This window comes from Collinsella sp. TM09-10AT, assembly GCF_003436275.1.
In the GTDB taxonomy this organism is placed as follows: Bacteria; Actinomycetota; Coriobacteriia; order Coriobacteriales; family Coriobacteriaceae; genus Collinsella.
This window is the reverse complement of sequence record NZ_QSOP01000013.1, coordinates 56,882-69,831: the sequence shown is the minus strand read 5'-3', so window position 1 is coordinate 69,831 and position 12,950 is coordinate 56,882. Positions and strand designations below refer to the sequence as shown.

Annotated in this window: 13 protein-coding genes; 7 read left to right on the top strand and 6 right to left on the bottom strand. The window is 59.1% G+C overall.

The window, feature by feature from the left end; translation table 11 throughout:
- From DXD77_RS06760 to DXD77_RS06750, 3 genes are all read left to right on the top strand, one after another.
- A partial coding sequence (locus tag DXD77_RS06760; protein ID WP_233506761.1) for an ABC transporter ATP-binding protein occupies positions 1-787 on the top strand: 787 nt, incomplete at its 5' end.
- The gene (locus DXD77_RS06755) at positions 784-1,608 is read left to right on the top strand and encodes a hypothetical protein (RefSeq protein ID WP_117648261.1); all 825 of its coding nucleotides are present in this window, start codon (positions 784-786) and stop codon (positions 1,606-1,608) included. The genes DXD77_RS06760 and DXD77_RS06755, both read left to right, overlap by 4 nt.
- Positions 1,592-2,410: a hypothetical protein gene (locus DXD77_RS06750; RefSeq protein ID WP_117563842.1), complete on the top strand. Its 819-nt coding sequence runs from the start codon at positions 1,592-1,594 to the stop codon at positions 2,408-2,410. The genes DXD77_RS06755 and DXD77_RS06750 overlap by 17 nt, the downstream gene beginning before the upstream one ends.
- A 111-nt stretch (positions 2,411-2,521) precedes the next feature.
- On the opposite strand, the gene DXD77_RS06745 is transcribed toward DXD77_RS06750, so the two are convergent.
- From DXD77_RS06745 to DXD77_RS06720, 6 genes are all read right to left on the bottom strand, one after another.
- The gene (locus DXD77_RS06745; protein ID WP_117563841.1) at positions 2,522-3,331 is read right to left on the bottom strand and encodes a gamma-glutamyl-gamma-aminobutyrate hydrolase family protein; all 810 of its coding nucleotides are present in this window, start codon (positions 3,329-3,331) and stop codon (positions 2,522-2,524) included.
- 87 nt (positions 3,332-3,418) lie between these two features.
- Positions 3,419-4,183: an amino acid ABC transporter ATP-binding protein gene (locus DXD77_RS06740; protein ID WP_117563840.1), complete on the bottom strand. Its 765-nt coding sequence runs from the start codon at positions 4,181-4,183 to the stop codon at positions 3,419-3,421.
- Between the two features lie 36 nt (positions 4,184-4,219).
- A complete protein-coding gene (locus DXD77_RS06735) occupies positions 4,220-5,053 on the bottom strand; it encodes an amino acid ABC transporter permease (RefSeq protein WP_117629933.1) in 834 nt (277 codons plus the stop codon).
- Positions 5,050-5,709 (bottom strand): amino acid ABC transporter permease, encoded by a 660-nt coding sequence (locus tag DXD77_RS06730; RefSeq protein WP_117563838.1) that lies wholly within the window; start codon positions 5,707-5,709, stop codon positions 5,050-5,052. Before DXD77_RS06730 ends, DXD77_RS06735 begins: the two co-directional genes overlap by 4 nt.
- Positions 5,710-5,847: 138 nt before the next feature.
- Positions 5,848-6,840: a glutamate ABC transporter substrate-binding protein gene (locus tag DXD77_RS06725; protein ID WP_117563837.1), complete on the bottom strand. Its 993-nt coding sequence runs from the start codon at positions 6,838-6,840 to the stop codon at positions 5,848-5,850.
- Between the two features lie 455 nt (positions 6,841-7,295).
- Positions 7,296-9,077, bottom strand: coding sequence for a 1-deoxy-D-xylulose-5-phosphate synthase (locus tag DXD77_RS06720; protein WP_117563836.1), 1,782 nt, complete (start codon positions 9,075-9,077; stop codon positions 7,296-7,298).
- Positions 9,078-9,305: 228 nt separating this feature from the next.
- On the opposite strand from DXD77_RS06720, the gene DXD77_RS06715 reads away from it, so the two are divergent.
- The 4 genes from DXD77_RS06715 to DXD77_RS06700 all read left to right on the top strand — a co-directional run bounded on the left by DXD77_RS06715 (position 9,306) and on the right by DXD77_RS06700 (position 12,907).
- Positions 9,306-9,863, top strand: a complete 558-nt coding sequence (locus DXD77_RS06715) for an HD domain-containing protein (protein ID WP_117563835.1) — start codon at positions 9,306-9,308, stop codon at positions 9,861-9,863.
- A 3-nt stretch (positions 9,864-9,866) separates the two neighbouring features.
- Positions 9,867-10,886 carry a putative ABC transporter permease gene (locus tag DXD77_RS06710; RefSeq protein ID WP_233502303.1) on the top strand — a complete coding sequence of 340 codons (1,020 nt, stop codon included), beginning with the start codon at positions 9,867-9,869 and terminating at the stop codon, positions 10,884-10,886.
- 197 nt (positions 10,887-11,083) lie between these two features.
- Positions 11,084-12,361: an ammonium transporter gene (locus tag DXD77_RS06705; RefSeq protein WP_117563834.1), complete on the top strand. Its 1,278-nt coding sequence runs from the start codon at positions 11,084-11,086 to the stop codon at positions 12,359-12,361.
- A 207-nt stretch (positions 12,362-12,568) separates the two neighbouring features.
- Positions 12,569-12,907 carry a P-II family nitrogen regulator gene (locus DXD77_RS06700; protein WP_117563833.1) on the top strand — a complete coding sequence of 113 codons (339 nt, stop codon included), beginning with the start codon at positions 12,569-12,571 and terminating at the stop codon, positions 12,905-12,907.
- Positions 12,908-12,950 lie beyond the last annotated feature (43 nt).

Here is a 12,950-nt window from a genome sequence, read left to right as displayed (position 1 = left end):
GGCCGTGTTCCGCTATGCGGTTGTCAATTTGCGAAAGAAATTATGCGTCACCGGGAGGCCAATGAACGCATCAGCGATAAAGCTATCAAAGGTGTCAAAGCGCTATGGAAAACGGCGTGTGTTGCATGACGTTTCCTTTGAGGTGAATCAATCTGAGCTTTGCGCCCTTGTTGGTGCAAACGGGGCGGGCAAAAGCACGCTTATTAAAATAGTGCTGGGCCTCTGCGAGCCATCGTCGGGGAGCGTGGAACTCTTTGGAGGCAAGTCGAAAAAAGAGCTGAGCCTGATGCGGACGCGTGTCGGCTATGTGCCAGATTCCAGCGGAGCATACCAATCCCTCAGCGCGGCTGAAAATCTTCGGATTCGATGTGCGGAATGGGGGCTTGATGAGAATTGTGAGATTCCTCGCGTTTTGAGCCTAGTTGGACTGGATGCCGATGAGAAAAAGAGCGTGAGCAGTTTTTCTCTGGGAATGAAACGGCGACTGGATATAGCTACGGCTTTGTTGGGCGACACCGACGTACTAATTTTCGATGAGCCGGCAAATGGATTGGATCCGTTGGGCATCGAGAGTATATGGGCCCTTATCGGTCGATTGAATCGAGAGCAGGGTAAGACCATGCTCATCTCTAGCCATGATTTGGATGAGTTGGCATCGGTTGCAACAAGCTGCCTGTTTATTCATGACGGCGAACTGATAAAAAAGGAATCGATGGACGTCATAAGGGATGAGGCGTCGTCCCTAAAAGAGTATTACAGGCGCTTGGTGAAGGTGGTCTCGCTATGAAGCGGGCGATCCATCCCATAAAGGCAGATATGATGCGTTTGCACAGGATATTTCCGGCGAAGTTTGGTCTTGCGCTTATGCTGGCGTTCGGCCTTCTCTTCGGCATCTTTCTAAAAAACGGAACAACGTTGCTCGCCTGTGGCAATAGCGTTTTTGGGGAGGATATTGGTTTCATCTGGAATGTAATCGATCCTTCTGCACCCGATGAGTCCCTTGTGCGCAGCGCTTTTGCCGGTACATCCCTGTTCGTTCCACTCATCGTTTGTTTGGTGCTTTTACAGGAGCATGGCTATAAAGAGGGGCACCGAATTTCTTCGGCAAGAGGTCTCAACCGCTTTTATGGGGCTCTAGCCCATGCATTTTCGTCTGCTTTAATAATTGGCGCAGCGTATAGTGCGCTTTGCCTTCTTCTTTTTGCAATAGCCATAATACGTGGAGGGCATAACTACTCGCACAACATACTAACTGTATTTTTGCCTGCAATGATAGTCAACGTCGTATTGGTGATATCGGTTGCGCTGGAGACGGTGACCATCTATCGGATAACGGGCAGCGCTGTATTGAGCGGGGCCGTGGTGATAGTCGGATTTGTCATGAGCTTGACGCTCTACGGAGCCTTCCTTCAGGCACCTATACCATCCTTGCGATGGATCTTCTTCCTTCCGGGGCCGTACCTTGGAGTCGGATGTGCCCTTGGGTATAGCGATATGGGGCAGCTGACGCTTCTGGGATATGGCGTGGCAGCCAGCTGTCTATCGGTATTGATTTACGCTCTCTTGAGCTTTCGCGCTGGGGGTGTGCTCAATGGCTCGTCAGATTAAAAGACTTCTCCAGTCAGAATTGAAGCATGTGAGCAAATGGGCGTACGCCTTAATCCTGGTAATTTATGCGTACATGGTGATATTGCAGCTTAATTCTTTCCCGATGTGGTTCTGTAGCCTCCGTGAGAACAGTTTCTTGGGCTTTTTCCCAGACCCGACGCTTCCGCTATCGGCGGAGGATGTCCTTCTATTTGGTAATGCAGAGGTTTTTCGCGGTCTGCTGTTCAACGTAGCCCCGTTGGCTCATGCATTGTTCTTTCCGTTCATTGCTGCTTGTATTGTGCCGCGCTTTGTCAGTTCGGGCTTTGTCGAGGAACCGTGGGGGCTGTCGGAGGCCCGGGGAGGGAAGCGTGTGTGCGCTATCGTTGCGCGAGCGATGCTGTCTTCTTTCGCCCTTTTGGGCGCGTTTATCCTGACGAGTGTCGTTTTGTACTGTCTTAACTGCGCGATCGTTTTGGATGCTCAGCAGTATTTCAACCTGCATGTATTTTGCTATCGACTTGTTCTTGCTGCCGCCGCCTGCCTTGCATACGTGGTTTCTTGCGTAATCGTTGTTTCCTATTTTGGGTCCGGCTTCGGTCCGATTGGCATGCTGTTGCTTGTCAACGTTGTAGCGATCTACATACAGATCGGGGCCAATTCCATGCTTCCGCTTCCAGCCTCGATGCTCATGTGGATTTGCGGCGTGACCCCGTTGGGGGACGGTCAATGCGTTTCGATTTTAATTGACTGCCTCATAAACGTAGCAAGCGTTTTTGCCATCTGCTTTACGGTCGACCGATTGTGGTCGAGATTTCTTTGATTGTTTGTGAGGGATAAACATACCGAGCGTATCAAATACAGGGGGGCGGGCACCGTGGCTGGTGTCCGCCCCCCCCTGGCATGGAAGGTTTAAGCCTGTGTGATTCGCGAGCTAGCGAGCCCGCTTAACCTTGGCCGCTGCCTCGACAAACGACTTCCACAGGTCAAAGTCGGTCTCGAGCGTCTTCCACGTGTACTCAGGGTGCCATTGCACGCCCAGGCAGAACGGCTGGCCTTCGACTTCGATGCACTCGGGCACGCCGTCGGTTGCCTTGGCGACCAAGCGCGTGCTTTTACCCAGACGATCGACGCAGCAGTGGTGTGCGGAGTTGGTCTGGATCAGCCTGTGCCCGCCAACCGCGCGCTCCAGCAGCGAGCCCGGCACGACCTCGACAGGATGCACAGGGTCGTTGAGCACGTGGGTATGGCGCCACTGCGTGCGGCCCTCGCGCGCGCCCAGGCTCGGCACGTCCATGCACAGGGTGCCGCCGGTGGCGACGTTGAGCAGCTGCGTGCCGCGGCAGGTGGTAAAGAGCGGCTTTTTGGCGCGGAGTACCTCGTCGACCAGCTTAAACTCAAAACTATCGCGGATTTCGCAGCAGAGGGTGGGGTCGTAGGGTCGATCATCGCCCCAACGTTTGGGATTGACATCGGGGCCGCCGGGAATGGCGATGCCGTCGGCGATGTCGACGTAATGACGGATGACCTCAATGTCCTCGGTGATGGACATCTGCAGCGGCAGGCCGCCGGCGGCAAGGATGGCATCGACAAAGACACTTGCGATTTCCTCGTTGGGGGAGAGCGTCTCGCTTAAAAACGGCTTTGCCTCTTCCCAACGCGGCGCGACGAGGATGAGCGGGCGGTCGGCGGGATCGACGTCGACGTGCGGGGTGTATGACGATGAAGTGCGAGTTCCGATCATAGGTGTTGCTTTCGAATCTAAAGGTGACAGGGCGCATGAGAGACGTAGGACAACACTTTCAATGGATTTGTCCCACGGGGTGGCTGGCTAGTGGCCCTTAATGGAGTTGAGGAAGTCCTGGGCGCGCTTGGTCTGGGGGTGGTCGAAGAACCCGTCGGGCGTGCCGGTTTCCACGATCTGGCCATCGGCCATAAACACGACACGGTCGGCCACGCGGCGGGCAAAGTTCATCTCGTGCGTAATGACGATCATCGTCATGCCCTGCTGCGCCAAGCGCACCATGACCTCGAGCACCTCGTTAATCATCTCGGGGTCAAGGGCACTCGTGGGCTCATCGAAGAGCATGGCCTTGGGCTGCATGGCAAGAGAACGGGCGATGGCCACGCGCTGCTGCTGGCCGCCCGAGAGCTGTGCGGGCACCTTATCGGCCTGCTCGGCAACGCCTACGCGGCTCAGCAGGTCCATGGCGCGCTCGCGGGCCTCGTCCTTGGAGACGCCCAGCACGTCGACCGGTCCCAGCATGACGTTCTGCAGCACCGTCATATGTGCGAATAGGTTGAACTGCTGAAACACCATGCCCAGCTCGGCGCGCATGCGGGCAAGATCCTTGCCTTCCTGCGGCAGGGGCTCGCCCTCGATGAGAATCTCGCCCGAGTCGACGGTCTCCAAGCGGTTGATGGTGCGGCACATGGTCGACTTGCCCGAGCCCGAGGGGCCAATCACAACGACGACTTCGCCGCGGTCGACCGAGAGATTGATGTCGTTGAGGACGTGCAGATCGCCGTAGTGCTTATCGACGTGCCTGAGCTCGATCAACGGCTGATTGCCGGTGGATGAGGTGCTCTGTGCCATGGTGCTCGGCTCCTTATGACTCGAAATGGTAAAGCGTTAGCGGATGATGGTCGCGCCGGTCTTGTGCGAAACGTAGACAGCGGCCTTGTTGATCGCGACGTTGATGAGGATGTAGATGACCGCGATCACCAGATAGACTGATACGAGCGCGTCGTAGTTGGTGATGAGCACGCGGGCATTTTGCATGAGGTCGGGGTAGCTCACCACGTAGGCGACGGTGGTGTCTTTGACTACGACCACGAGCTGCGAAATCAACGACGGAATGATAAACCGAATCGCCTGGGGCAATACGATTTTAAAGGTGATTTTGGCCTTGGAGAGACCGAGCGCTTGGGCTGCCTCGACCTGACCACGCGGCACGGCGTTGACGCCGGCGCGGAAGATCTCGGCAAGTACGCCGGCTGCAGCGAGCGCGACGGGAAGCGTGAGCATCCAAAACGACGGCAGTGAAATCTTGTACTGAGGCAGCACCAAAAAGAAGAAGTAGATGAACAGCAGGCTCGGCACGCCACGGAAGAAATCGGTGAGCACGCGGCAGACCAGCTGCAGCGGCTTGATGTCGCTGGTACGGCCGAGCATGAGGGCTAAGCCCAGTACCAGCGCGATGGCGCCGGCGGTGAGCGCGACCTTTACCGTGCCCTCAAAACCGGCAAGCAGGAACTTCCAGGTGGTGAGGTGCGTAAAGAAGTACCAGTAATGGACCGAAAGCTGGCCGGTCACATAAAAGCGCTGCAGTACCAGAGCGATGAGCGCGGCCACGGCAACAAGTGAGATGGCGGTGCCGACGCGAATCTTGGCGCGCATCTTGGGGCCGGGAGCCTCGTAGAGCGCATCGCGCATGGTGAGCGCGGAGGTGGAGTGCTTGCTCATCGGAGGATCCTCACCTTCTTATCGATATAGTTGCCAATGTGGCTCACCACAAAGGCCGTGCCCAGGTAGCCGAGCGCCGAGATAAAGAACGCGGCGACGCCGCCGAGCGAGCGCGTGTTGATGTAGCTCACCACGCCGGTGAGCTCCTGCGGTTTAAGCGGCACCTGACTGCCGAGCGCGGTGGTGAGCATGACGGCGATAAAGAGGTTGGTCATGGGCAGCACGCTCGAGCGCAGCGCCTGCGGAATCACGATCTTGGCGAGGATACGGCTGAAGCTCATGCCCAGCGAGCGGGCGGCTTCCACCTGACCGACACCGACGGTGTTGATGCCGCTCATAAAGTTCTCGGAGCCAAAGGCAGAACCCAAGAGCACTGTGGCGACGATGACGCAGGTGCGGTAGGGCAGGACGACCTTGAGCGACGGCAGCGCATAGACGACGATGATGAGTAGCGCGATGCCGGGGATGTTACGGAAGACCTGGACATACAGGTCGCCAAAGACGCGCAGCGGCTTGAGCGGCGACACGCGCATCACGGTGACAGCGACAGCCAGTACCATGGCGATGGCAAACGACTCGAGCGTCATACCCCAGGTTGCTAGCAACGCGTCGATATAGTTCTGGCCATAGAGCGACCAGAGCTCGGAGAGACTCATGCGGACCTCCCGCCGGTAAGGAAAGGGGCTCCCGTGTGTACGGAAGCCCCGACAACTCAGTGAGGAAACAGTTTAGCGCAATAAAGCGCATCGCGCGTTTCCATATGGTTTCGTAGCGGCCGTTACTAGGTTCGCTGCCTAGGCGCCGATCTCGGGCAGCTCGGGAACATTGGTGTCGCCCGTACGGTCGCCGATGCAGATCTGCCACAGCTCGGTCCAGGTGCCGTCGTCCTCGATCTTCTTAAGGAAGTCGTTGACAAAGGCGACGCCGTCGGAATCGAGCGGCAGGCCGATGCCGTAGGGCTCTTTGCTGCCGAAGGACTTGCCGGCGATCTTGTACTTACCGGGTTCGCGGACCAGGGCGCTCTGCTGCATGTTGTTATCGATGACGTAGGCGTCAACGCGGCCCTGCTGGAGTGCCTGGCGGGCCTCCTCGTCGGTCTTGAACTCCTGCTGGCTGGCCTTGGGAGCGAACTCCTCCAAGATGGCGGGGCCGTTGGAGCCGGACTGGACGGCGACGTTCTTGTCGGCCAGGTCGTCGACGCTCTTGATGTCGTCGTTGTCGGCGAGCACCAGGATAGCCTGCTGGGTGTAGTAGTAGGGACCGGCAAAGGAGACGAGCTTCTTGCGCTCGTCAGTGATGGTGTAGGTGGCAAAGACAGCGTCGACCTGGCCGTTCTGCAGGACGGACTCGCGCGTGTCCGAGGTCACCTGGGTGATCTCGACCTTGTTCTCGCCCAGAATGTAGTTGGACAGGAGCTGTGCGATACCGGCGTCGAAGCCGCGGGTCTGACCGTCCTTCTCGTTGAGGAGGGAGAAGAGCGTGGAGGTCTGGACGCCACCAATCGTAAAGACGCCGGCATCCTTGACGGCCGTAGCCCAGGTGCTGGCGGCGATGGCGTCGTCATCGGCCTTGGGGCCGTCGTTGACGAGCTTGTCGAATGCCTTGGCGTCGAGCGTGGCGGAAACCTCGGTATCCTCGGAGCTCTTGGAGGAACCGGCGGAACCCTTGTCGGCCTCGGTGCTGGTGTCGGAGCAGCCGGCAAGACCAAGGCCGGCGACGGTTGCGAAGGTGGCGGCGACGAAGCCGCGGCGGTCGAGAACGACCTGCTGGGAGAGGTTCTTGCTCATGGTAGAACACCTTTCTCAATAAAATCCCTAGCGGTTGAGTAGAGTTATACCCTATCCCACTCAAATGGGCCAACACGAAATAACTCAGAAACATACTTACCTTATGGGTTATTCTACCTACCAAAAAGGGACAGGCACCTTTGTGGTGGTTCTGGCCGATGCAGCGGCATGCCTTGCTGTTTTGTCTCGATCTGTAACATCTGCAGCCATTTTTGCCGAGTAACTGTTACAGATTGAGATTTTCTCTTCAGGGGGATTCGAATGTCTCGATCTGTAACAGGTAGACGGCCAGAAGGTCTCTATCTGTTACAGATTGAGACAAAGGTCAGGGACTAAGACGTCTTGTATAGATCTGTAACAGTTAGACGGGAATTCGGGCCCTAGATGTTACAGATTGAGATAGTTGAGCTCAAAAATAAAAACTTCCGCAGGGGTGCTTCCCTTGCGGAGGTTTTTTACTCGTTGAGTAGCCTTACGGCCTCGGCGGCCATGTTCTCGACCGTCATGCCGTTCTGAGCGAGCAACTCGTTGGGGTCGTAGCGGTCGGGGAAGCCCTTGGCGATGCCAAAAGTGCGCGTGCGCACGGGCGTGCAGGCCAAGTAGCACGCGACACGCTCGCCCCAGCCACCGTCCAAGATGCCGTCCTCGAGGGTGACGACAACGCGATGCTCGGCGGCAAGGCTGTCGAGGAACTCGCGGTCAAGCTTGGTTGCAAAGCGAGGGTTGACGAGCGTGGCCTCGATGCCGTACTCGGCAGCCAAGCGATTTGCCACGTGCTCGCCCAGCTCAAAGAAGTCGCCAAGCGCGAGCACGGCCACGTCGCGGCCCTGGCGCACCACGTTGTAGCGCGCGACACCGTAATCGGCGTCCTCGGCAGGCGCCAAGTCGGGGCGGCTTACCAGGCCAATGCCGGGCACGCGAATCGCCACAGGATGCTCGCGATGGTCGAGCGACCAGCTCAGCATGGATAGATATTCCTCCATGCAGGCCGGCGCCAGGTAGCGCATGTTGGGAAGACCGCCCAGCATGGAAATATCAAAGAACGAGAGATGCGTCTCGGATGTGGTGCCAAAGATCGACGCGCCAAATACCAGGATGGTTGCGGGGGCGTCGTTGAGGCACAGGTCGTGCCACAGCTCGTCGTAGGCGCGCTGCAAAAACGTGCCGTACACACCAAAGACTGGCTTGGCGCCCGAGCGCGCAAGCGCGGTGGCAAAGGTCACGGCGTGCTCCTCGGCAATGCCCACGTCAACAAACTGCTTGCCTGCCGCGGCGCGAAGCTCGGGCGTAAAGCCCATGATGTAGGGCGTTGCGGCCGTGATGCCCACAACCTGCGGATCGCGCTCTATGGCAGCGCTCAGGGCCTCGCCCGTAATGTCGGCATAGGTGCGCGGCGCAGGCTCGCTCGGATGGCCCGGGCAGAGCTTGCGCCCAGTCGCCATGTCAAACGGACCTACATGATGCCAGCGCTCGGGGTCGCTCTGGGCTGGCTCAAAGCCCTTGCCCTTGGCGGTCGAGACGTGCAGCACGATGGGGTGATCGATATCGCGCAGCTCCTGCAGCGCGTCGACGAGGGCCAACACATCGTTGCCGGCGTCTAAATAGCGGTAGTCGAGCCCCATCGCGCGGAAAACGTTGCGCCTGCAGGTGCCGTTGCTGGCGCGCAGCTCGGCCAGATTGCGATACAGGCCACCGTGGTTCTCGGCAATGGACTGGTCGTTGTCATTGACGACGATGATCAAGTTGCTGTCGAGCTCGGCGGCATTGTTGAAGCCCTCAAACGCCAGACCGCCCGAAAGCGAACCGTCGCCAATGATGGTGATGACGTTGTACGCATCGCCCGCCAGGTCACGAGCGTGCGCCAAGCCGCAGCCCAGGCTCACCGATGTAGAGGTGTGGCCCATGGCGAACAGGTCGTGTTCGGACTCGTCGGGATTGGCAAAGCCAGAGGCCTCGCCGTAGCGTGCCGGGTCGATATAAGTGTACGCGCGCCCAGTCAGCGCCTTGTGGGCATAGGTCTGGTGCGATACGTCAAAGACAATTTTGTCGGTGGGGGAGTTAAACACGCGATGAAGCGCAACCGTAAGCTCAACGACGCCCAGGTTGGGGGCAACGTGCCCGCCGACGGCGGCGGAGCTTTCGAGGATGGCGTGGCGGATCTCGCCGCAGAGCAGCGGAAGCTCGGCGCGATCGAGAGCCTTGACGTCCTCGGGCGTTGTCGTTTGCGTAAGCAGCATCGTTGTGGGTTACTCCATGCGAATCGTGCGCCGGCACTCCCTCGGCCGGCACAATTGCACAAGACAGTCTCGCACATTTTGGCGTTTGATATGTGACGGCGGCGCGGTAATTCGCCAACTGGTGGGGCAAAACGTTTTGTCCGATGCCATACTGATAAGTTCCATGATGATTTTATTCATTGCGTGCAGGCTGCGGCTTGCCGCCGAGCGCCGCCGGAAGGAGGCCGCATGTCCGATACCGTTCGTGCCGAGAAAATCGCGCGCGAGGTCGACGATGCCGCCCGTCAGCTTGCCCAGGCGGGCCGCTTGGACCTGATGCATGAGTTTATCCAACATGGCGATGTGACGGTTTATGCACATGTGACCTCGGTGGCGCGGGCAAGTCTGTCCTTTGCCGAGCGCCTGGGCCGCGTCGGTATCTCCGTCGACCGCTTATCGCTGCTGCGCGGGGCCCTGCTGCACGATTACTTTCTCTATGACTGGCACGATCCCGACCCAAGCCATCGGCTGCATGGCTTTCGCCACCCGTTTTTTGCCTTGGCGCGTGCGGAGGAAGATTTTGAGCTGACGCCGCGCGAGCGGAATATTATCGTACGGCATATGTTTCCGCTGGTACCGGTGCCGCCGACGTGTCGTGAGGCATGGATTGTGTGCCTGGCGGATAAATGGTGCGCGCTGCGCGAGACGATTGCCGGCCGTCTGCCGCGCAAAGGCGGCGCGAACGATTTGAACGAGGGGTCGAGTGACGGCTCGAGCAAAGAATCGAACGAAAAGAGGAGTGGGTAGACGGTGGGAACCGCGATCGACATGGCATTTGACGGCGCGACGCTTGCCGCCTGTCCGCTCTCGGCGCTGGTACTCTCGTTTGCCTTCTACGGTTTTTGCGGCTGGGTATGGGAGTCGACAGTCTGCGCCATGCTCAACCACGGACGCTTTGCCAACAGCGGCTTTTTGCTAGGGCCGTGTTGTCCCATCTACGGTGCGGGCGGCATCGCGTGCTGGTTGCTGCTGCGTGGAATCCCAGACGCCTCGAGCCAGTTTGTCGCTGCCGCGCTCGTATGCAGCGTGATCGAATATAGCGTGGGCGTGCTGTTGGAAAAAACGACGGGTGCCCGGTTTTGGGATTACTCGCATCTGCCGTTTAACCTGCACGGACGCATCTGCCTGTACTGGGCCTGCGCATTTGGCTTGGGTGCGTTGTGTATTTGCCGTTTAGTGGAGCCGGCATTGCTGGGGCTGCTTGGCCATCTGCCGGTGCTGATTGTGCGGCTGTCCGCCTTTATCGTCGCGGTCGCGATGATGGTCGATGCGGTGTGCTCGTTGGCCAGCTGGCGCCGCCTGTCCGATCAGCTTGAGCGTGTGCGTGCCGACCTTGCCGACCGCATCAATGAGTCGCTTGCCGACGCCTCCGACTCTATGCTCGAACGTATTCCCGATTCGGCGATCGACTCGGTGGCGCAGACGCATATCCGCGGTCGCGCCGTTAACGCTTGGCTGGCCGAGCTGGGCGACGCGGCGCTCGATGCCCTGCGCGAGAAGGCTTCGATGCCGACGTTTATCTCGGATGGTGCTCGCGGCCTGGCGCTTGCTGCCCGCCGCGTTGCCGATGCCGCGCCGAGCATGCCGCGTCCGTCGCTCAGTCGTCGCCTTGCCGGCAAGCGCATGAGCCGTCCGGTGCCGAGTGTGTCGCTCAGTCGTCGCGACCTGCGCTTCTTCAATGCCTTTCCGCGCTTGCGCATCAATCGCTACGAGGGCGTCATCCGGGCCACCGATCTCCGCGACCGAGCTCGCGAGCTGTTCCGGCGCTAGGCGGGGCGGGCGCGCTCACGGCTTCCTTGCTCGCGTATTTCCCGTTCGTTTCGCGCCCGTTGCCGCGCCGTTTCCAAGATTGCGGCACCGTTTCCATTCGACAACGCAGCGTTTAACAACGCCGTATCTGGTCTACACCAGTTGCCCCTCGGCCGCATTATGGGCGCCGACAACGTTCATGCGACCAAGGGGGACGAATGTACGATACGGGATCGACAACGTTTATGCTCATCTGCACCATGCTCGTGTTTTTAATGACACCGGGCCTGGCGTTTTTCTATGGCGGTCTGTCTAGGCGCAAAAATGTCATCAACACCATGCTTATGTGCTTTGGCGCCATTGGCCTGGTTGGTGTGCTGTGGATTGTTGCCGGCTGGTCGCTGGCCTACGGCGGCGACGGCTCGAGTCCGTTTATTGGAGGCCTTGACCAGTTGCTGTGCCTACCGGTGCTCAACCAGGTGCTGCAGGCGGCCGAGGGCAATGCCGCGGGCGGTGCCGTCTACCCTCAGATCATCAACATCGCCTTCCAGATGGCGTTTGCCATGATCACCGCCGCTATCGTTACGGGCAGTCTGGCAGGCCGCGTTAAGTTTGGTGCCATGACGGCCTTCCTGGGCATTTGGCTGCTCGTGGTCTATGCGCCGCTCGCCCACATGGTTTGGGGCGGCGATGGTTCCTTTATCGGCGACATCATCGGCGCGCTCGACTTTGCCGGCGGCGACGTGGTACACATTTCGTCTGGTCTCACGGGCCTGATTCTCTGCTTAATGCTCGGCCGTCGTCGCGGCTTTGGCATGGTGAGCTACCGTCCGCATAACGTGCCGTTTGTGGCGCTGGGCGCCGGTCTACTTTGGTTTGGTTGGTTTGGCTTTAACGGCGGCAGCGAGTTTAAGGCCGACGCCGTGGCGGCACTCGCCATCCTCAACACCGTGACGGCCAGCGCGGCGGGCATGGTCTCGTGGCTTGCCGTCGAGCGCGTGCACACCGGTCGTCCCACGCTGGTGGGCGCCAGCACCGGTCTGGTTGCGGGCCTTGTGGTGGTCACGCCGGGCGCGGGCTTTGTCGAGCCGTGGGCGGCGCTGGTCATGGGCCTGATCGTCTCTCCCGTCTGTTACCTGGCCATCAGCCATCTCAAGACCAAGTTCGGCTACGACGATGCGCTCGACGCGTTTGGCTGCCATGGTATCGGCGGCATCTTGGGCGGCGTGCTCACGGGCCTGTTCTGCGTGCCGGAGCTTTCGTGGACCGGTAAGGGCGGCCTGTTCTACACGGGTGACATGTCGCTGCTCATCTCGCAAATCCTGGGCATTGTGGTGACGGTCGCTATTGTGCTGGTGCTCGACTTGGTGATTGCCGCGGTGGTCAAGGCGCTGTTCCGCGGCAGCCTGCGCGTGGACGAGGCCGATGAGGCGCTGGGCTTGGATGCGAGTCAGCACGGCGAGAGCGCTTATCCTTCGTTCTCCGGACTCGATTAGCAGCTTCCCCAAGCACCGCACCTTGCCGTTCAATCGTCGCTCACGTACTTAAGTACGCTTCGCTCCTCTTTCACGGCAATCTGCGGCACTTGGGAAACCTGCTAAGACCAGTCAGTTGAACTTTTTGATTTCTGAGGTTGGTTTGCGGCACCTGGGAAACCCGCGTCTCATGTAAAGGGATACGTTGATTTTTGAGAGGAATTCATTATGAAAAAGATCACGGCTATCGTGCGCCAGGAAAAGCTTGAGGTTCTTAAAGACGCGGTGTTTGCTGCTGATGTTCGCGGCATGACTATCAACCAGGTGCAGGGCTGCGGCGCGCAGCATGGCTGGAAGGAATACGTGCGCGGCAACGAGTTGCTTGTCAACACGATCCCTAAGGTGCAGTTCACCCTCATCTGCGCCGATGAACATGTCGACGGCATTGTCGACATCATCTGCAACGCCGCCCGTACCGGCGCCGTTGGAGACGGCAAGATCTGGATTGAGCCGGTCGAGGAAGTTATCCGCATCCGTACCGGCGAACACGGCCCCGCCGCGGTGTAGGATCGACCGCCTGCCATCCGCAACGTTAAAATGCTGCAATGAG